The organism is Paenibacillus amylolyticus, assembly GCF_050990605.1.
Classification (GTDB): domain Bacteria; phylum Bacillota; class Bacilli; order Paenibacillales; family Paenibacillaceae; genus Paenibacillus; species Paenibacillus amylolyticus_H.
The window spans coordinates 3542465-3563409 of the sequence record NZ_CP158832.1; the positions used below are offsets into that span (position 1 = coordinate 3542465).

A 20945-nucleotide genomic window follows, 5' to 3' on the forward strand; every position below is an offset into this window, starting at 1 on the left:
AAGTACAGAGAACATGACATTACTTTTAATGGATAATCTTTTTTTGCTTAATAAGAAGATGTAGACTGACCACCCTGCATAATCTTCACGCCGGAACTTGCACCGATCCGAGTCGCGCCCGCTTCAATCATTTTCTGCATATCTTCCAGGCTACGTACGCCACCGGAAGCTTTTACGCCAACATCAGGACCTACAGTACGACGCATCAAAGCGATATCTTCTGGCGTTGCTCCACCTGTGGAGAAACCTGTAGAAGTTTTAACAAAATCAGCTCCAGCTCGCACAGCTGCCTGACATGCACGTACTTTCTCTTCATCCGTCAACAGACAAGTTTCAATAATAACTTTCACCAAAGCTTTACCCGCAGCCGCTTCAACAACAGCACGAATATCTTGTTCAACGTAATCATCTTTGCCATCTTTCAAAGCACTGATGTTGATGACCATATCGACTTCAGTTGCACCTTTAGCAATCGCATCTTTAGTTTCGAAAGCTTTTGTCTCCGATGTAGATGCCCCCAGAGGGAAACCAATAACGGTGCAGATATCCACGCCAGTACCCTGCAACTGCTCAGCAGCATAAGCAACCCAGCCGGGGTTAACACATACGGAAGCAAACTGGTATTGCTTCGCTTCTTCGGTTAACTTGGCCATTTCACTTTGCGTTGCGTCCGCACGAAGCAACGTATGGTCGATCATTTTAGCTAATTGTGGTGTAGTCAATTGAATCTCTCCCTTATCTGAACTATTTATTTTCTATACCCTTACCCTAACATGCACATATGTAAAAATCAACTTGAACTTTTGTTCATAATTTAACTTACAGTGCTTCGTTATATTTTCTGTCTTACAAAACAAAACATCCGCCCTTTTTGCGTGGCAGATGTTGTCATCCATTTCCATTTGAAATTAGAATCGCAGTAAAGCCTGTGCTGTATACTGATCCGTAACCAAAATATTCGCATAATGACCTTTAAGCGCAGCGTGAATGGCTTCAATTTTGCGTTGGCCCCCGGCGACCAGGATTGATTTTTCCTTATTTCTCAACTCGGCCAGATCAATTCCGACGGTTCTGCTGTTAATCTCTTCGCTGATCAACTGACCTTCCGCATCAAAAAAGCGTGAACAAATGTCACCTGCACCGGAGTTCATCAGCAATTGTTGCTCTTCTTCATTGAAGTATCCGAGCCGGAACAATAACGCATCTTCTTTCACAGTACCCACGGTGAACAAAGCAATATTGGCCTGTCTGCCAAGCTCTACGATTCTGCCGATATGTCGATCGGCTTCCACCATGTTTTTCACTTCAATGTTGTCGAAAATAACGGGCAGCGGCAAATATCTCGGTACCGTATGGAATGCCTCAGCGAACAAATGAACAATCTCAGCGGCATACGTATTGACATGGGAGTGGCTTACGCCCCCCTTCAATTGCACGACTTCGACACCTTTCACCTGCTTGGGACGAAGCTGGCGTGCTACGGCATGCATGGTTGTTCCCCAAGTCACCCCGATAATATCTGCATCCTGAACCGTCTCTTGGAGATAGTCTGCTGCTCGTTTGCTGATATGCTTCTGTATTTCCTCATCACTCTTCAACGGGGCAAAACATACAAGTGCTGTATCCAGATCATATTTCGACTTAAGTTCTCCGGCAATGATGTCGATATCCTCGAGCGGATCCATAATTTCAATCCGGACGTATCCACGGTCTTTCGCGTACTGAAGTAACCTTGATACGGTTGGACGCGACACACCCAATCTGGCGGCAATATCCTGCTGGCTGTAATCGGACTGATAATACAATTTCGCTGCTTCAATGCTTAATCGTTGCTTCTCCAGATCCATTCCCATGTGCGCTCATCTCACTCATCCCTATTATCGTTGGAACATAAATGCTCGTCCTGTATATTATACATGGATTGAGTATCTGGTCACTATATAGCATCCAATTCAGTATTGTCTCCATCCATTCAATTCCTTTCTGACGTATAAAAAGGGGGAAACGATGCATACTACTGCGGTCGCTTCATTATTGCCAAGATCGGTTTACCCCACTAATCGCACAGAGAGGAAGAACAACATGTCTACCTTATTGTATATTACTGCCCATCCTCATGATCATGAAACCTCCTTCAGCATGGCTACGGGTAAAGCATTTATTGATGCGTATCGTGAAAGTAACCCTTCTGATGAGGTTGTTCACCTTGATCTGTATCGCTCGGATATACCGCATATCGATGCGGATGTCTTCAGTGGTTGGGGCAAACTGCAATCGGGCAGTGATCTGACTGCCGAAGAGCAGGCGAAAGTACATCGTTTGAATGAACTGTCAGATCAATTTGCCGCAGCAGATAAATATGTTTTTGTAACCCCAATGTGGAACTTCTCTTTCCCTCCTATTCTGAAGGCTTATGTGGACTCGATCTGCGTAGCTGGCAAAACATTTCGTTATACCGAACAAGGTCCTGTTGGACTGTTGTCTGACAAAAAAGCATTGCATATTCAGGCTCGCGGTGGCATTTATTCCGAAGGCCCGGCGGCTCAGATGGAATCCGGTCACCGTTACCTGGGCATTATCATGTCATTCCTCGGCGTGCCGAAGCTTGATGGCATTTTTGTTGAAGGACACAATCAATATAAAGATCGTGAAGATGAAATCAAGCAACAGGCTATTGAGCAAGCACGCACTTTCGCAAAACAGTTTTAAGAGAGCTGGTTTCATCCCATCTTCTCGGTACTGAAAACCGACCTTTTTAAACACTCACTTAAAGTGTAGTAAACAATAAAAGCAAAAACAAAACCCGCGTGCGTCCCAGGGATAATCCCAGGAAACACGCGGGTCTTCAAAGTATAATCAACCTAGAGCTTATTCATGTCCAGCGCTGGCACGGCTCATGGTTTCAAGTTTACGTGTGATCGCATGACGGTCTACTTTCAATCCCCAGATCATTTCAATAATCTGCTCTTTCTCCTCAGGACTGTCGGCATGCTTCAGTTGCATTAACAGATCATGCATCTGTTCATTAATACCCTCAAATTGAATCCACAGATCCTGTCTTACCTCTTTTGAATCCAGATGATGATTTGCATCAACTTCTTCCTTCAATGCTTGCAGAATAGCATCTTTCCATTCGTCATCACCTAGTTGTTTTGCAATGTTCAGGAGATCCAGATAATCGTCAACAAGAAGTGAGTTCAAATCAGCATGTGTTTTCATCGTTTATTGCATCCCCTTTTCATCTATTTACCCAGTATTATACTCGGTATTTCAGGTTATGCAATAGTTGTCGAGAAAAAATATAGGATTATCCAGTTTTGTGTCAGGTTATGACGAATGATTAATCTCCGTTTAGGACTTGAGTTGTTGCAACAGCTGCACACGATAGGCTTCACTTTCAAGGGATTGTATTTCCTTATATTCTTCAGCAGTTAGCACTTTGGGTTCCCCCGCTGCCTTGGCGATCATATATACCTTCGCACTTTCTTCCACCACCTGAGTGCGGTAATAGGCTTCGCGAAGGTTTTTACCGGTCGTAACCAATCCGTGATTGACGAGAATGAGTGCCGTATGTTCTTCTACCTTTGCTGAGACTGCATCGGCAAGAAGCTTCGTCGTTGGCAGAACGTATGGAACAAATCCAATATCGCCCACCAAGGCGGACTGATCAGGGAACAAGTGAGGCAATTCATCAAAAACGAGACTAAGTGCGATCGTATATGCCGGATGCGTATGCACAATGGCTTGGATATCAGGATTCACACGATAGCTGTAAAGATGCATCAATACTTCGGAAGAAGGGCGTGTTGTTCCCGCACGAGTCTCTCCTGTCTCGATATCAATGGCGATCCATTCGTCAGGCTCCAGATCCTCAAGTGCATAACCACTCGGAGACAACAACATCGTTTCCCCAGAGCGAGCGCTCAGATTCCCACCTGGTCCTACCACCAACCCTTGGGCAACTGCTCTGCGAGCATATTTCGTCAACTCTTCCCTTACTTGCTGTTCAGACATGTCTTCTCCACTCCTCATACTTTTCTTTTTAGCATTTTGCGTCAATGCTCATTGCATTAAATCTGTTCATTACCTTTTGATTTGATTCAGACTTTGGTAGTTTTCATAAGCTTCCTGCCACAGCTCTGTATCCTCAGGCTCATAGGTCTCGGGGGAAAAGGAAGCAGCCATGACCTCCCGTACCTCGGCCAAGCTACTCACTTCTCCATGCGCAAGGAATTGCAGCATGCAATTCCCGGCTGAAGTCGCCTCGGCCGGGCCTGCCACCACCGTGACACCGGCTGCATTGGCTGTAAACTGGCATAATAGTCGATTGTGTACACCACCACCAACCATATGAATGACACGAGGTCTTGTACCTGTAATCAACTGCAGTTCATCCAGCGTCTGTCTGAATTCCAGTGCAAGACTTTCCAGAATGCAGCGTACAATCGCTCCAGTCGTTACAGGCACTGTCTGTCCGGTGAGACTGCATTGTTGCCGTATTCGTTCAGCCATATTCCCTGGCGCCAAATACACGCCATCTCCCGGCGATACATAACTTTGATGCGGCGTTGCCAAGGTAGCCAATTGAATCAGTTCTTCATGTGTAAAAAGTTGATTCTCCCGCTCCCATTGCCGTTTGCATTCCTGTAGCAGCCACAAGCCTGAACGATTTTTCAGGGTGCGTACTTTTCCACTTACCGTCCCTTCATTGGTGAATCCGAGTGTACGACTTCGGTCATCCAATACAGGTGTATCACGCTCCACCCCCATCAGAGACCAAGTGCCACAGCTGATAAAAGCGAAATCCGAATCATTCGCAGGGATTGCTGCCAAGGCAGATGCCGTATCATGTGAGCCCACAGAGACTACCTCCATCGGTCCAGTACGTAACTCGGCGCACAACTCATTTGTTAAATCACCCAGCACGGTACCCGGTTGAACGATTTTTGGAAATAATGTTTCCGGTATACCGAGACGCCCGATCAGGTGTTCATTCCAACGCGCCTCGCCTGCATGCAACAGCCCACTGGTACTTGCAATCGTATACTCACAAGCCTGCTGACCAGATAGATAATAGTGAAATAAATCCGGCATAAATAACATGTGCACATCCGGGCGCAAACCTTCGGCCTGCTCTCGTACACTGCCTAGCAGTTGAAATACGGTATTGATCTGCTGCGGCAAAACGCCGGACATGGCATACAGTTCTTCTTCTTTCACCATGTGCAGAACTTCGTCCATCCACTGTGCGTTGCGTGCTTCCCGATAGTGACGTGGGTTCGAGCACAATCTTCCCGCACCATCCACCAGTCCATAGTCCACTCCCCACGTATCCACAGCTATAGAACGGACCGATGGAGAGATGCCTTGCGTCCCTTTCACAATGCCTTGTTTTAATTCAAGAAAAAGTCGCAAGAAATCCCAATACAATCCGTCCCCCAGCTGCACGGGTTCATTGTTGAATCGATGCACTTCTTGTAACAAGAGTCTGTTTCCATCAAAAGAACCACGGACTACGCGGCCACTTCCGGCGCCGTAATCGGCAGCAAGCACATGTGTTGCTTGATTGCCCATTCTACCAAGCCTCCTTAACTCTAAGCGATATGCCGTATTCGAGTTCTGAACACAGCTTTCAAGAGAACGCCATGTTACCTTCACTTCACAAGGAACATGGCGTTTGACAGGAATGGAACGTTATTTTAACGATACAATGGGCCAAACACACTGCAAGCACGGTAGTCTGCACTCTCCGGCTCACTTGTGCCGAATAATCCCCATGCACGCGGACGGAAAATCTCCGATTCAGGGACATTATGCATACTCACCGGAATGCGAAGCATGGAAGCGAGCGTAATCAGATCAGCACCGATGTGTCCATACGAGATGGAGCCATGGTTCGCGCCCCATTGATTCATGACCTCGTATACAGAAGTAAACGCTCCTGATCCAGTTAGAACAGGTGCAAACCAGGTGGATGGCCAGGTTGGATCTGTCCGCTGATCCAGCGTATCATGCACATCTTCAGGCAGATCGACCGTGTATCCCTGAGCGATTTGCAGTACCGGTCCCAGTCCTTTGACCAGATTCAGACGTGTCATCGTTACAGGCATGCCGCCTTTGGTTAGGAAATCCGCTGAATAGCCACCTCCGCGGAAGTATTCTACGGATGCCGGTCTCCACGATGTTGCTTTCAGACAATCCTGAACTTCCTTATCTGTAATTTCCCAAAACGGCTTGAGGACAGGCTTCCCGTCTTTGCTCTGTTGTCCTGTGCCATCCAAAGCTGCGGAACCGGAGTTAATCAGATGCAGAATGCCATCCTTCGCGTTTCCTTCCAACTGGTGCCCTGTCACGCGCTGTACCGAATCCGGACTCCAATACGTACGTACATCAGCGAAGATCTGAGCCGTATGTGTGAGCAACGAACCGAACAACATCGATACGCCATTCAAGCTATCATTTTCTGTTGCAACCAGATAAGGCGCACGCTTGCCGTTCCAGTCAAAGGAAGAATTCAATATCGACTCCAGAAAATCTCCGTTTGGAGAATGATCCGTCCACTGCCGTTGTCCCTGGAAGCCGGATACAATGGCATGGTGACCCATCGATTCCTCTGTAAAACCAAGCTCTGCCAATCTTGGATTGCCCGCCATGAGGTCACGCACGATTTGAGTCATTTTCACAACCGTTTCCCATTCGTACTCTTTGCGTTTGCGATCGGTTTGCAGATGGGCAGCGTTGTTGTCCGGCCCTTCGCTACAATTCTCCTTCACCCAGGCCAACGCAAGCTTATACTCCTCGGGATCGTAGATTTCTTCTTCGATACGACGAGTGAGTTCACTCATATCCACGTATTCATTTCGCATGCCCAGGTACTCTTGGAAAAATGAATCGTTCACAATCGAACCTGCAATTCCCATGGATACCGATCCAATGGACAGATACGCTTGCCCTTTCAAGGTAGCGGCTGCAAGCCCCGCACGGCTGAAACGGAGTAATTTCTCACGCACGTCATCGGGAATTGTTGTATCCCCGCCGTCCTGTACATCCTCTCCATAGATCCCAAAGGCCGGAATTCCCTTCTGTGCATGGGCAGAGAGTACCGCTGCCAGATATACTGCACCCGGACGCTCAGTTCCGTTAAAACCCCAGATGGCCGTAGGAATGGATGGCGACATGTCCATCGTTTCCGTACCATAACACCAGCATGGTGTCACGGTAATTGTTACGCCCACGTTGGAACGGCTAAACAGTTCTGATGCTGCGGCCGCTTCGGCCACTCCGCCAATACAGGTCTCGGCCACAACGCACTCTACTGCGGAGCCGTCAGGATAACGTAGTTCGGCTGCAAGCAGTTCGGCAACGGATGTCGCCATCCGCATCGTTTGTTCTTCCAGTGACTCCCGCACCCCTTTGCGTCTTCCATCAATCGTGGGACGAATACCAATCTTGGGGAAAGCCTGCTTATAACGATAATCCTGATGTGTCATACTAGAGTGTCCTCCTTCAATTCGTTTCATAGAATTTGGGTTGAATTGGGAACCTTCTGTCTGATTCATATGCATTGTTTGGAATGAGATAATGACGGAGATACAACCGATACCCGGGTGGCACGCAAGAGCTGCAAATACAGATTATCCAAAGCACTACTTGAGTGTTGAATGCGTTTACATATTTTAAAAATAACAATAAACCACTTCATTAATTAGCTATGTATGTAGTTCCTCTATTCGAGATAATGGAACGTGCATGAGCGAATTTAACAAAATGGTTTATGTAGTGAAGACGTTCAGAACCCTTCAGGGTTATCGGTAACCCTAACATAGCATGAGCCTATCTTGCTGTCAATTGGCATTATCCTATAGAATGGTAAGACTATGTTGCGGAAAGGTTAGATTCTAATGATTACCATTTACGATATTGCCAAAAAAGCCAACGTCTCCGCCATGACGGTCTCCAAGGTCATCAATCATACAGGCCGCATCAGTTCCGCGACACGTGAACGTGTGCAACAGGTGATCGACGAATTGGGCTACATCCCAAACTCTAATGCACGCAGCCTTGTGCTTCAACGAACCCAGATGCTCTCCTTACTGATTACGGATATTACCAACCCTTTTTATACAACACTGGCGCGTGGTGCTGAAGATGCAGCCCATCTTCGTGGGTACCGTCTTTTATTCGGCAATAGTGACGAGGACTACAATAAGGAAAAGGATTACGTAGATGCGATTCTGTCTACTCGCGTGGATGGTGTACTCTTTGCCCCGGCGGGAGATCGTTCTCTCCCTCATCTGAAACAGCTGCAGGAACGTCACATTCCCTTTGTCTTTCTGGACCGTACCGTACCTCGCATTACGTCGGATATCATTGCCGGAGATAGCCGGGAAGGCGCGATTGAGCTGATCCGATACCTAGTGCAATTGGGACACCGGCGCATTGCACTTGTCAATGGTTCTTCAGAGGTTTCTACCGCCAGACAGCGGGAGGAAGGTTATATAGCGGGTTTGCGTGAGGCCGGAGCGGATATCGATCCCGAGCTTGTGCTTCGAACCGGGTACCGGGATTTCAGCGATGAAGTGGGACTGGATCGACTACTCTCTCAACCGGACCAACCAACAGCCATTTTTGCAGCCAACAACATGCTGGCGATTGGGGTCATTCGGCTTTTGCGCAAACGGGGACTACGTGTGCCAGAAGACATCTCTGTTGTGTGTTTCGACGATCTGGATCTGGCTTCTGCCTTTGATCCTTTTCTGACCGTAGCGGCACAGCCCGCATATGACTTTGGGTTTCAGGGAGTACAGATGCTGATTGACCGAATTGAGGGCAAGGCGCCTTCCGAACCCCAAACCGTCATTCTACCGTCAGAACTGCGCATTCGAGCTTCGGCTACTGCTCCACGTGAGCCAAAATAGAGTCTAGTGCATGATTGGACTAGATTAGGTTCAATTCAGATATAAAGAATGTAAAACATGAACAGGGTGCACCGGAGATTACGCTCCGGTTGCACCCTGTTTGATGTTCATTCGTTGAAAAGATCAGTTCGTTCGAACCGATTGGCCCATCAGGTTCATTTCAATTCCAACCAATCAGATATTTCTATCGCTCAGACTGTAATGCAAGAGCGACCTCACGAACCAGTCCCGGGAACCAGTCCATCAAAGCTTCAAACGTATATCCAGCTTGTTCTGCCTTGTTCGTCTCCATCGTCCATGATTGCTCAATTCCGAAGGGGGACATGTCCTCTTTCACCGTTTCCTTGAGGATCTGGGACTGCATGCCCGTCACCGTCTCGATCAGATGTATCATGGCTGACAGCGTAATCGCACCCTTGGAAGCTGCATTCACCGGCCCGGTAATGGACGAATGTCCAAGCCAGGCGAGGAATCTTGCTGCTTCGGTGGAATTGATAAATCCAATCTCCGCATCTGGATTTGGCATGCCAATCGGTTTTCCTTTTTGCACATGTTCAATATGAAAATGGAGTCTTCTCGTATAATCATCAATTCCGAGTACAATTGGAATTCGCATCGCTACAACCGGGAAATCCGCTTCCTGGAAAAAGACAGCCTCTGCAAGCCGTTTACCTTCTCCGTACGAAAAATCCTCCGCACTCCCATACTGTAATGGATATGTATACGGGTCAAAATCCGTTTCCTTAAATCCAGGTCTGGGATCACCGTACACCGAGAGTGTGGATGTCAAAACGTATCTTTTGGTTCGCCCAGCGAATGCCTCGCATGCCGATTTTGCCGCATCTGGTGTATAACAGATATTGTCGTACACGACATCCCACATGTCTGTCTGCGCAACCTCTGCCAGAGATTCCAGGTCTTCACGATCCATCTTGATCCGGTTCACTTCGGGTCCGAAGTCGACATCCGTTTTACCACGAGTGGCGACTGTGATCTGCGACTTCCCTTCCCACAGTAAGTGATCCACGAGACGTTTGCCAAAAAAGCGTGTACCCCCAAGTATAAGGACTTTATTCATCCGAAAAACCTCCTATCTTGTTCAATTCTGTTTAACAATGTGAAGCATGGTTTGCGCATTCCGTTGAAACTCATATGACGTTGGTTCTTCGGATACGGTGCACCCACGCTCTTCGAGTAATAATTTTAATGCGTCCATATGCTTGTAACGTTCGCCAGACAGATCAACCGTCGGAAAAATGCGAACCTCTCGTTTGGTCACACGCAGCAGCTCCATTACCGTTGCAACATGAAAATCAACATCCAATCGATCCGCATACGTAAACAGAAAATGGGCGGATAACGTCAGATCGAATTGTTCATCCTCAAAGGGAAGTTGCGGCAACACAGACGCCACATAACCGTCAGGAAACTTTCTCATATCTGCGATGCAATCTGTGATAGCACGAGTTCGCTCTTCCTTTAACCCCTGGATGGATCCAAATTGATCCCACACATAGATCCCTTGTACAGGTTTAAGCTGTTTCATCGTATGCTCAATATCTTGAAATCCCTTGACTTCAAGCTCGTCAATCTCATATTCGTAGGCCATATCCACCGCCATGGGATCTGCACCCCATTTGCGCGCCTGGCTACTGAATGAACATGCTCCACCTGGACAATCCAAAATGGATTTGCCTGCAACATCCTCCACCGTTAAGTTGAACATCTTCATATATTCCTTGAAGGTTCTTCCTATGAAAACAATCTGTGCCAGTTCCAAACCTCCAGAATCATTGGAGGGTTTATTGCTCTGCTCATCTCTGCTCATCTCTTCTCAGCTGCCTTTCCTGTATGTGAATCAATCGTTAGGGAACACAAGCCCAATCTGCTTCCGAATCTGATCCATGACCTGCATCGTAACATAAGAGCGTTCATGCGTGTTCATACTGGACTCCTTCTGGCCTTCCTGAACCAGATTCACGAACTCCTCCACTTCATAATACATCGACGGATGGTTTTGTTCGACTGTGAGCTGCTCCACCGTACCGTCATTGTATCGTATCTCTGCATGTTCCGGTGAACCGATCTTGTCAATGATGATACTGCCCAGTTCCCCCATAATCTCGCTTGGTACATGAGAGTTGGCGATTTTGGAGTATGTAACGACCGCATCCATCCCGTCATAATCCAACAGCACGCTACCCTGTCCATCCACGCCAGATTCCAACATCATTGCTTGGGACTGAACCCGGTTAGGTGCACCAAACAACGTAATCAATGGATAGAGACAATACACACCGAGATCCATTAACGCCCCATTAGCCAGTTCAGGCTTGAACGCGTTCAGGACAATCCCCTCTTTGTATTTATCATAACGCGAAGAATACTGAGAGTATCCTGCTACATATTTACGGACAGGACCGATTTTATGCAGGCTTTTCAGTACCATTTTGAACTGGGGAACAAGGGTCGATTTCATCGCTTCCATGAGCAGAGCCTGATGTTCTCGTGCTGTATCGATCATGCTTCGAACTTCGGCGCTATTCGCAGCCAGAGGTTTCTCGCACAATACATGTTTACCGTTTCTCAGAAAAAGCTCAGCCTGCTCCGCATGAACCGTATTCGGTGTCGCGATGTAGACTGCATCAATCACATCACTTGCCGCCAACTCTTCCAGATTGGTGAAACGGTGTTCAACATCATGTTTATCTGCAAATGCATTAGCCTTTTCTTCAGTTCTTGAATACACGGCAGTCAATTGGAATCCTTCAACCTGTGCTGCGGCTTCAAGAAGCCTTTCTGTAATCCAGTTGGTACCCACTACGCCAAAACGAACCATGCTTACCTACCTCTTTCATCTATAAATTTCATTTGAGATATAAACCTGTATACCATCCTGTATATTGTAGCTCATATTTCGTTCAGATTGAAGGAAGGTACTTTATCCCAAATATTGATATCTTGCTTTTTAAGTTGAAACTTCGTCAATCCCTTGGAATCAGGGGTATAATTAAAGATGAGGTGATTACCGTGGAAAGTCCAGATCAAGATCGCATACTGCCCGAATCGATAGATGAAAAATACTGGCATGCCATCATCCACAACGATAATTCTTATGATGGAACGTTCTTTTACGGCGTGCAGACAACGGGCATTTTCTGCCGACCTTCCTGTAAGTCCAGAGCACCCAAAGCTGAAAATGTGCTGATATTTCAACATGTTGAAGAAGCGTTGGCACGAAAGTTCAGACCCTGCAAACGTTGTAAACCAACAGGCGAGCGTGTACCTGATCAGGAGTGGATATACGGGATCACGGATTACATCGAACATCATTACGCCGAGCCTCTGAACCTAGATACCCTTGCCAATGTAAGTCACGGCAGCCCTTATCATCTGCATCGTGTGTTCAAGCGGATTACAGGTCGCACACCGGTTCAATATATTCAGGATAAACGAATCACCGAAGCCCGGAAGTTGCTTGAACATACCAGACTGACCGTCACCGAGATTGGTCGCCATGTCGGTATACCCAACTCTGCTTATTTCATTACTGTATTTCGCAAACATACAGGTCGCACACCTGCACATTACCGTGAAAGGCATAACAACCTATGAAGACCAACTTATCTTACAAAGTACCCAAAACGTTAATGAACAAAGGAACAGGTTTCCTTCATGGCTATACACATACGCTGAATCCTTACACAGGCTGCGCCTTCGGTTGTTCCTATTGTTATGTCAGACAGATGCCTGTCTCTTTATTTCGCCAAGAGGATTGGGGGAGCTGGGTGGATGTGAAACAGGAGGCTTCCCGAGTGTTCGCCAAAGAATTGCAGCGTGCCTTACAGAAAGGGAAGGTCACTCTGTTTATGTCATCCAGTACCGACCCGTATCAACCCGCTGAATACAAGGAGTGTATCACACGTTCATTGCTTGAAACGATGGTACAGCATCCGCCCGATTTTGTATTAGTCCAAACCCGCAGTCCACTCGTTACCCGGGATATAGATCTGCTACAGCAGTTAGGTGACCGGGTTCGGGTCAGCATGACGGTGGAGACGGATCTGGACGATATGCGCAAGCATTTCAGTCCTTCCGCTCCCCCAATTGCAGGCCGATTACGTGCACTGGAACAGTTACGGGATGCCGGAATACCTACACAGGTGGCGATTGCTCCTGTGTTACCCAGCAGTGAACAGTTTGCAGCAATCTTGAGACCTCTGGTTCAGCGTGTATGCATTGACGATTATTTCATGGGCGATGGCAGTGAGGGCAAGCGCACCCGTCGACTCGGTATGGAGTCGCTCTATCAGCAAGTGGGGATGGAGCATTGGTATCATCCAGATGCGTATCAGACTGTGGTACAGCGGATGAAAGATCATTTTGCCGAAGATGAGATCTGGATCAGTCAGGCGGGATTTGAGCCATAATTGGCTATATAAGTATGAAAGAACAACCTTCCGATCGCTGTTATCCCCAGATTTTTTTGATTTAATACAAAACAGCCCCTTTCCTTTTTTGAAGGAAAGGGGCTGTTCGTCGTGACATAAGCCATAATGGCTATCTTATTTATCCAATGTATACAATGGCAGATCCACAGGCAAGGCAGCCGGGCGCTGGCAGGAACTTTTCATCTGGTAGAACGTCTGTTCATCGGATGAATCGTGGAATGCCCACATGGCCTCAAGAACATGGTATGCCAGTTCCCCACTCGCCCGGTGTGCACGTCCACCATGTGCTGCATAGGCCATATCTGCCACACCGATGCCGCGTGTATTTTCCTGATACCCTGGCAGAAGCGGAACTTCCGTCCATTCCTGTTCACCCAGCAAGCGGTAACGAACAGGACCGCCGAAGGTGTTGGGATCAGGTACCTGCAAAGTGCCGTGCGTGCCATATATCTCAATCGGTGGCAATGCACTTCCGCCAAATACGTCAAAGCTCGTAATCAATGTGCCAATGGCTCCCTGTTCAAACTGTAACAGACCGGTAACGTGAGTTGGAATTTCGACGGGAACCACTTGACCTCTTTTTTTCTCACTCGTAATCGTGCGTTCTTCCATGGCTTTACCTGTCATGCCCGCAATGGACTTGATCGGCCCCATCAGTTGGACCAATGCCGTGAGGTAGTATGGACCCATGTCAAACATCGGCCCTCCGCCAGAGGCGTAATAAAACTCCGGATCGGGATGCCAGTGCTCATGACCACGGCTCATCATAAATGCAGTCGCCGCCACTGGCTTGCCGATGACCCCTTCCTCCACCAATTGAAGTGAAGTCTGGATGCCTGAACCGAAGAATGTCTCTGGCGCGCAGCCCACGAGCAGTCCTTTACGTTTTGCTGCTTCGAGCACGGCCTGCCCCTCTTCACGGGTAACAGCGAGTGGTTTTTCCACATAAACATGTTTACCAGATTCAAGCGCCCGCAAGCAAACATCCGCATGAACGGAAGGAATGGTCAGGTTGATGATTAGCTCAATCTCGGGATCAGCCAAGATTTCGTCGACGCTGTATACATTAGGCACGTTATAGGCTGCTGCCTGCTCTTCGGCACGTTTCCGGTCGAGATCCGCTACAGCAACAAGTTCCAGCACCTCGAACCGGTGACAGTTTTCCATATAAATACCGCTGATTTTACCGCAGCCAATAATGCCTACTTTCATTGTTTTCATGCCTGAGGCTCCCTTCGCCGTGGATCAGAAATGGTTTATCCATTGAAGATGAATGTAACACTGAATTTACGTTTGCAATTAAACTAAAATCTCATTAGTTCTGGTTGTCCGCCATGCCTGTGTATACTTCGGTTGCTGCACTTACCCGACTCTTGGCAAGTTCTTTGCCTGCTGCTGTCCATTTGAAACCACTGCGCATCATTTCAGTCACGGGTTTCATGTCTACAATGTCTGCATGGTGTCCCAGAGAGTTGTAGAATACCCGCCCTGCGCCCCATCGTTTCGTCCAGACAACAGGCATATCTACGGGTCCATTCGCTGCATGCGGACCACTTACTACTGGAAAACGAGTTGTGGCCAACACTTCCACGGCCGGGTCTACGTGAAGGTAATACTGTTCACTTTTCACCTGAAAATCTTCAATATGATCCAATAACGGGCTGGAGCCACGCTTCATGTTCACCATGTATTCCACACCATCGTTACCTGGATGGGCAACCCATTGTCCACCCGTCATAAACTGCCAGTCCACGTTATTTCGGAAGGCATCACACATCCCGCCATGAAGACCAGCCAAGCCCACACCGCTCTGAACAGCCGCTGATACGTTATTGATCAGTTCCTGCTCAATCTGTCCCATCGTCCACAATGGCACGATCAGATCCAGACCTATCAGCTTCTCTGCATCCGCATAAGACTCCAACGTATTTGAGACTTCAACCTCAAACTGCTCTTCCTTCAATATACGTTCAAAAATCGCTGCTACCTGCTCCGGTTCATGACCATCCCAGCCGCCCCATACAATCAGTGCTTTACTCATCGTTTTATCACTCGCTTTCGGATATTTTAGTTGTGTTCAACCTCATCCTGACTTCGCTGTCTCGCTGTTCATCTTTGCTTACATCTCTTCAAGCGTCACCCAGCGCCGTTCTGTTACCGAACGTTCAACCGCTTCCAGTACAGCCTGACAAGCGACCCCATCGTGGAAACTTGGTGATGGTTGTCGTCCTTCAGAGATCGCAGTTACCAACTCCAGCATCTCATGTGTGAACGTGTGCTCGAATCCAATCGTATGTCCGGCAGGCCACCAGGCTTCGGCATATTTATGTGCAGGATCGGTCGCCAGTACACGGCGGAATCCCTGTACGTCCTCTTCATCCTTGGTAAAATACACTTCCAGTTCATTCATCCGTTCAAAATCAAACCGTACACTGCCGAGACTGCCGTTAATCTCAAACGAGTTCGTACTGCGATGCCCCGCTGCAAAGCGTGTTGCTTCAAAGCTGCCCAGCGCACCTCCAGCGAATCGTGCCAGGAACAGTGTCGCGTCATCGACGGTCACTTCTCCTTTGGGAGCATCCGCATTTGAACTGCCTTTTGCACTGAGCCCCGTCATCTCGGCTGCAAGCGGTCGCTCTTTGATGAATGTTTCGCTCATACCGATAACTTCCTGGAATTCACCAACGAGGAAACGCGCCAGGTCAATTAAATGCGCGCCCAGATCCCCATGCGAACCGGAGCCAGCCACTTCTTTTTGCAAACGCCATACCAGCGGGAACGAAGGGTCCATGATCCAGTCCTGCAAGAAAAAAGCACGGAAATGATAGATTTTACCCAGTCGTCCGCTCTCCACCAGATCTTTCGCTAATTGTACCGCTGGTGAGAAACGATAGTTGAACCCGACCATATGAGCGACTCCAGCATCCTCTGCTGCCTGAAGCATCTCACGTGAATCTGCAAGCGACAGTGCCAGAGGCTTCTCACAAAAAAGGTGCTTGCCCTGACGGGCTGCTTCCAACGCAATTTCCTTGTGGGCATCACTTGGCGCGTTAATATCGATCAGATCGATATCATCCCGCTTCACCAGTTCACGCCAATCGGTTACACTTTCGGACCAGCCGAACTGATTCGCTGCCTCCTGCACTCCCTGCTCGTTACGTCCACAGATCACGGACATCTCAGGCTGCAGCGGAGCAGACGGGAAAAACATCGGCAGACTGCGATAAGCATTACTGTGGGCCTTCCCCATAAACTTGTATCCAACCATTCCGACACGAAGACGATTTGACATGGTCATTTCCTCCTTTGGAATAATAAAAATTCTTTCCATATGTGTATCAATAAACTATCGACGGATAGAAGAAGCACGGATGATCAGTTCGGTAGGCAACAACGCTCTCGCTGATTCCGTTACCGCTACAACAGAGTTATTCGCTTGATGCGTGATACCTACAGACCCATGCATAAGCTTCGATGCTGCAAGTTCACCCATTTCAAAAAATGGAACCCTGACGCTGCTCAGCGGCGGAACCGCCATCTCGGCGGCATCGGAGTCGTCATAACCGACAAATGCCGGAAAATCCTCCACCCGGATTCCCCGCTCACGTAAACCATGCATGACACCAATGGCCATCCGGTCATTGGCCGCAAAGACAGCATCAATCTCATGTAGCCGATCTGCTACAATCGCTGCCGCCTCAATGCCACTTCTTCTACTATAGTTCCCCTCAAGCAAAAGACTCGGTTCCAGTTCCATACCTGCTTCTTGCAGACCAAGACGGACACCTTCCATTCGCTCCTGGCTGTTGGAATAGCTGTCTGGACCATTGAGAAAAGCAATTTGGCGATACCCCTGATCCGTAAGATGGCGTATGGCAAGCCTGCTGCCTTCCACATGATCCGCATCCACTTCCGTGAACGATTGGCCGGCAAAATGCTGATTCATGACACAGAACGGGTGTCCTTCCTGGTGAAGCTGCTGCATGGCTGTCAGTTCTTCATGTTCATCTCTGGCACCAAGGATAATGCAAGCGTCCACTTTCTGACGTCGGAACAGATCCGTATAATTCATCACCTCACCGGGTGTCCGGAACATAACCAGCAGGTCCATGCCATTGTCTCTGGCTTTGCTTCCAATCCCACTCAGCATTTCCGAGAAAAAATACGCCGAGAACAGATGCGCCTTCGGAACATAAGGCAATACTACGCCAAGGTTCCCGCTTTTACTTCTGGCAAAACTGCGAGCAAGAGCGCTGGGCACATAGCCTAACTGTTCGGAAGCTTCAAGAACTTTGCGGCGTGTCTCTTCCTTAATAGGACCTACCCCATTATGCACCCGGGAGACCGTCGCCTCGGAAACACCCGCAAGATCAGCCACTTCTTTACGAGATGCCATGAATTTCACCCCCATTTATATAAGTTGAACTACAGATTATTTACACTGACACTACGATGACAGAATAACCTTCCAATCGCTGTTATCCCCAGATTTTTTTGATTCCCTTTTCTGAACGGAAAATCCGGGGATAGCGTATGCTTCCGATGTGGCTTTCTTTCAGAAAGCTTTTAGGCGAACGCTTCGCTTTTCCAGTTTTTTTCTGTCCTCTCCGTTATCGTGTAAATGATTAGTTCAACTTATATAGCTCATCATTAAATCATATAATGGTTAAAAATAAATATTTATGTACGCGCGTACATTTTCTCATGCCATGTAACCGTTGTCAATGCTTTAAAACAAAAAATAATGAGAGCTTAGGTTCATCCAAGCCCTCATTATTATCTTGCCAGAGATGGTACTTTCATTGAATCCGTGCCCCCCTGTAATCTTAGGGGTTCAAGTTACTTATCAAACTCACTACAGCGATTTCAGTTGACCCTATTTGATCAATGAATGGAAAGAAGTTCAGCTTACAATGTGGTGGTAACGCCAAGATCAACGGAGGATTGACTAAACTCAGCCTGCTCCATTATTTTCGCATGACTCGGAATGCGATCCGAAGGTTCTGGCGTGGATTGGAGCTGTCTTACTTTGTGCAGCACTTCTTTGTTCGGCAGGAAGTGTTGGGAACGAATGAACCGAATGGTTTTGGTTTTGGCACGCATAACAATCGAATCCGTCTCGGCGCGATCATCCGCAAGATACCGTACCCCTCCCAAGATCTCACCTGGCGTCACACCTGTTGCAGCAAAAATGACATCCTCCGTACCGATCATATCCTGCATCGTTAACACTTTGTAAGGATTATCAATCCCCATCTGCAAACAGCGCTGGAATTCGTCCGCGTTGGCAGGCATCAGGCGACCTTGAATCTCGCCCCCAAGGCAAGACAGCGCTGCGGCAGCCAGCACACCTTCTGGCGCTCCTCCAGATCCGACATACAGATCAATGCCTGCCTCCGGGAATGCCGGCGCCATTGCACCGGCAACATCACCGTCACTCAGGAACTTAATCCGTACGCCGACCTTGCGTAACGTCTTGATTGTGCTCTCGTGTCGTACACGATCCAGAATCATCACCGTCAGATCCGAGATGTTTTTGTTCAATGCGGCAGCAGCCTTCTCCAGTGTGACTTCAACTGGATCTTCAATGCTGACCTTGCCTACAAGCGCAGGCCCTACCGCCAGTTTCTCCATATACATGTCCGGTGCGTGGAGCAGGTTACCTTTTCCCGCCACTGCAATAACCGATAGAGCGTTGTTTAGTCCTTTGGCCACGATCTCTGTACCTTCGAGCGGGTCTACAGCCACGTCAACCTCAGGCCCCTCAGCGTTGCCCACTTCCTCGCCGATGTACAACATGGGTGCTTCATCCATTTCTCCTTCACCGATTACCACCGTGCCGCGAATGGACACGGAATCGAACATGGCGCGCATGGCCAAAGTAGCCGCTTCATCTGCACTGTTCTTGTCACCTCGTCCCATCCAGGGTGCTGAAGCTAACGCAGCCAATTCTGTTACTCTGACAATTTCCAACGCCAGTTCGCGTTCCATTTTCCCACTTCCTTTCCAATTTCCAAAAGCATATCGTGAAAGCCGTTCTAAATCCATCGCAAATCCATATGAAATTGATCTATAAAAGGGCGTAGTAGCGCCTTTTTAGCGATTTATACCTTATTTATCCAATTAATATTTTGAATCATTTCACTTCTTTTTTGGTTCGTTTCAAGAGCCCAATCCACCTGATACTCACTTAAAAATATTAATTTTATTTTCCATTTTCAGCTTAAAAAACTAATTAGATCAACATGGTGAATTAACACGTCCGTTTCATACACAAAAAGTTCTTTTAACATGAGGTAAATACAACTCAAAAGGTAATTATCAAGAACGTAACGCTCTCTAACAGCTAACGAACGAAAACGATTTTCGACTGGCTGTCCAAACGTAGTTATAAACTAATAAACGGTCATGAGAACCCTTGAGATCAGTCGGCTCCTTTCACGATTATTGAGCTAAAATTCTACTGCCAATTATGTATTAATCAGGACTTTAACTTTTGCTAAAGCCATAGATGTAGGTTATGAAGGTCATCGAAAATAATAAGTTTACATAATATTTATTATGAAATATTTCTCATTCATTTCTACCTTTTATTATTCAACGGTTCTGGCAAAATATAAAAAAGCCCGAAAGAATTCTGCTTAATTAGCATTTTTTCTCCCAAGCTTTCCCCTAAATGAACCAGTTATAGTATCGTTTTGGTCATTATCAAATCAATCTGCTCCTCATCTCCCATGTAAAAAGCATGAGCTCCAGTCTGTACAAACCCCATTTTTTCATAAAAGGCGATGGCGTTTTCGTTTTTCTCCCACACCCCTAACCAGATACTCGTTTTGTGATGTGCTGTTGCCAACTCAATGGCTTTGTGAAGCAATACTTTACCAAGGCCATGTTTTTGGAACTCTTTCTTGATGTATACCCGCTCGATCTCAAGGGATTCCACGCTCATCTTCTCAGATTGCGCATCATTGATATTCACCTTCATGTACCCTGCCACTTTATGCTTAACATAAATAAAAAGAAATTGTGAATCCGCAATGGACAGTTCCTTTTCTAATTGCTCCCGATTAAACGCCTTTTCCAGATAAGCTTTCATATTTTCGGGTGAATTTTGCGCTTTAAACGTTTCATTAAACGTCTCATAACTGATCTCCTGCAGTTCACTTAGATGTTTAAAGGTACATCTCTCTATACGAATCGTCATCTATATTCACATTCCTTTAACAAGTTAATCATGAATCATTAGTTGCAAATGCAATAAAAAAGGGTTACATTGAATCTATAACACTTTTGTTGTATTTGCAACATAATATTAAACAGACCCATTTTGCACCCATTCCAATCGACCACTTAACATTAATCCTGCATGAGATCACTAGAACTCCATTATTTGTATCGAGAACATTCATTTACTTTGTATTTTTGATGTTGGCATTCCTGCTTGGGGACCGATCGGGCTTGGTACATTATTAACCGTATGTTGTGCAGGTCTGCTTCTTCAATTCATCATGGCACATACGAAAAAGCTAATAGATCGCATATGAACAGACAAGGATACATCGTCACAAACTGAACG

General features: G+C 47.2%; 19 protein-coding genes and 1 pseudogene. 5 read left to right on the forward strand and 15 right to left on the reverse strand.

The annotated features are described in order from the left end of the window. Window positions 1-47: 47 nt before the first annotated feature. Entirely contained in the window at window positions 48-698 is a 651-nt protein-coding gene (gene deoC, locus ABTV53_RS15770) for a deoxyribose-phosphate aldolase (protein ID WP_278299207.1), read from the reverse strand. A 210-nt stretch (window positions 699-908) separates the two neighbouring features. Continuing rightward, on the reverse strand, window positions 909-1847 hold the full coding sequence (locus ABTV53_RS15775) for a sugar-binding transcriptional regulator (RefSeq protein ID WP_062836066.1): 939 nt from the start codon (window positions 1845-1847) through the stop codon (window positions 909-911). A gap of 235 nt (window positions 1848-2082) precedes the next feature. Here ABTV53_RS15775 and ABTV53_RS15780 point away from each other — a divergent pair, with 235 nt between their 5' ends. After that, window positions 2083-2709 carry an FMN-dependent NADH-azoreductase gene (locus ABTV53_RS15780; RefSeq protein ID WP_433743968.1) on the forward strand — a complete coding sequence of 209 codons (627 nt, stop codon included), beginning with the start codon at window positions 2083-2085 and terminating at the stop codon, window positions 2707-2709. 159 nt (window positions 2710-2868) lie between these two features. Here ABTV53_RS15780 and ABTV53_RS15785 read toward each other — a convergent pair whose 3' ends face one another. The 4 genes from ABTV53_RS15785 to ABTV53_RS15800 form a co-directional block, all read right to left on the reverse strand. Further along, window positions 2869-3219 carry a hypothetical protein gene (locus ABTV53_RS15785; RefSeq protein ID WP_433743970.1) on the reverse strand — a complete coding sequence of 117 codons (351 nt, stop codon included), beginning with the start codon at window positions 3217-3219 and terminating at the stop codon, window positions 2869-2871. A 132-nt stretch (window positions 3220-3351) separates the two neighbouring features. Further along, window positions 3352-4014 carry a class II aldolase/adducin family protein gene (locus ABTV53_RS15790; RefSeq protein ID WP_433743973.1) on the reverse strand — a complete coding sequence of 221 codons (663 nt, stop codon included), beginning with the start codon at window positions 4012-4014 and terminating at the stop codon, window positions 3352-3354. A 69-nt stretch (window positions 4015-4083) separates the two neighbouring features. Beyond that, a complete protein-coding gene (locus tag ABTV53_RS15795) occupies window positions 4084-5574 on the reverse strand; it encodes a rhamnulokinase (protein WP_433743976.1) in 1491 nt (496 codons plus the stop codon). Between the two features lie 125 nt (window positions 5575-5699). Continuing rightward, a complete protein-coding gene (locus ABTV53_RS15800) occupies window positions 5700-7490 on the reverse strand; it encodes an L-fucose isomerase (RefSeq protein WP_433743978.1) in 1791 nt (596 codons plus the stop codon). Between the two features lie 411 nt (window positions 7491-7901). Between ABTV53_RS15800 and ABTV53_RS15805 the strand changes: the two genes are divergently transcribed. Beyond that, a complete protein-coding gene (locus tag ABTV53_RS15805) occupies window positions 7902-8918 on the forward strand; it encodes a LacI family DNA-binding transcriptional regulator (protein WP_433743981.1) in 1017 nt (338 codons plus the stop codon). A 184-nt stretch (window positions 8919-9102) separates the two neighbouring features. Here ABTV53_RS15805 and ABTV53_RS15810 read toward each other — a convergent pair whose 3' ends face one another. Genes ABTV53_RS15810 through ABTV53_RS15820 form a run of 3 tightly spaced genes read right to left on the reverse strand, consistent with a single transcriptional unit; the run spans window position 9103 to window position 11757 of the window. Next, window positions 9103-9996, reverse strand: a complete 894-nt coding sequence (locus ABTV53_RS15810; protein WP_433743984.1) for an NAD-dependent epimerase/dehydratase family protein — start codon at window positions 9994-9996, stop codon at window positions 9103-9105. A gap of 21 nt (window positions 9997-10017) precedes the next feature. Next, window positions 10018-10746, reverse strand: a complete 729-nt coding sequence (locus tag ABTV53_RS15815; protein WP_433743986.1) for an SAM-dependent methyltransferase — start codon at window positions 10744-10746, stop codon at window positions 10018-10020. Between the two features lie 30 nt (window positions 10747-10776). Next, window positions 10777-11757, reverse strand: coding sequence for a Gfo/Idh/MocA family protein (locus ABTV53_RS15820; protein ID WP_433743989.1), 981 nt, complete (start codon window positions 11755-11757; stop codon window positions 10777-10779). A 191-nt stretch (window positions 11758-11948) separates the two neighbouring features. Here ABTV53_RS15820 and ABTV53_RS15825 point away from each other — a divergent pair, with 191 nt between their 5' ends. Continuing rightward, complete coding sequence (locus ABTV53_RS15825; protein ID WP_433743992.1) at window positions 11949-12533, forward strand: bifunctional transcriptional activator/DNA repair enzyme AdaA; 585 nt, start codon at window positions 11949-11951, stop codon at window positions 12531-12533. Beyond that, on the forward strand, window positions 12530-13348 hold the full coding sequence (locus ABTV53_RS15830) for an SPL family radical SAM protein (RefSeq protein WP_433743995.1): 819 nt from the start codon (window positions 12530-12532) through the stop codon (window positions 13346-13348). Before ABTV53_RS15825 ends, ABTV53_RS15830 begins: the two co-directional genes overlap by 4 nt. Before the next feature lie 135 nt (window positions 13349-13483). On the opposite strand, the gene ABTV53_RS15835 is transcribed toward ABTV53_RS15830, so the two are convergent. From ABTV53_RS15835 to ABTV53_RS15860, 6 genes are all read right to left on the reverse strand, one after another. Continuing rightward, window positions 13484-14590: a Gfo/Idh/MocA family protein gene (locus ABTV53_RS15835; RefSeq protein WP_433743998.1), complete on the reverse strand. Its 1107-nt coding sequence runs from the start codon at window positions 14588-14590 to the stop codon at window positions 13484-13486. 94 nt (window positions 14591-14684) lie between these two features. Then, window positions 14685-15410, reverse strand: coding sequence for a ThuA domain-containing protein (locus ABTV53_RS15840; protein ID WP_433744001.1), 726 nt, complete (start codon window positions 15408-15410; stop codon window positions 14685-14687). A 78-nt stretch (window positions 15411-15488) separates the two neighbouring features. Beyond that, a complete protein-coding gene (locus tag ABTV53_RS15845; RefSeq protein ID WP_036613779.1) occupies window positions 15489-16661 on the reverse strand; it encodes a Gfo/Idh/MocA family protein in 1173 nt (390 codons plus the stop codon). A gap of 54 nt (window positions 16662-16715) precedes the next feature. Beyond that, on the reverse strand, window positions 16716-17765 hold the full coding sequence (locus tag ABTV53_RS15850; protein ID WP_433744004.1) for a LacI family DNA-binding transcriptional regulator: 1050 nt from the start codon (window positions 17763-17765) through the stop codon (window positions 16716-16718). A gap of 512 nt (window positions 17766-18277) precedes the next feature. Further along, window positions 18278-19360, reverse strand: coding sequence for a class II fructose-bisphosphatase (gene glpX, locus ABTV53_RS15855; RefSeq protein WP_433744007.1), 1083 nt, complete (start codon window positions 19358-19360; stop codon window positions 18278-18280). 694 nt (window positions 19361-20054) lie between these two features. Continuing rightward, window positions 20055-20573 (reverse strand): GNAT family N-acetyltransferase, encoded by a 519-nt coding sequence (locus ABTV53_RS15860; protein WP_433744010.1) that lies wholly within the window; start codon window positions 20571-20573, stop codon window positions 20055-20057. Between the two features lie 113 nt (window positions 20574-20686). On the opposite strand from ABTV53_RS15860, the pseudogene ABTV53_RS15865 reads away from it, so the two are divergent. After that, window positions 20687-20913, forward strand: a pseudogene (locus ABTV53_RS15865) (YitT family protein); the annotation flags it as partial. Between the last annotated feature and the right edge of the window lie 32 nt (window positions 20914-20945).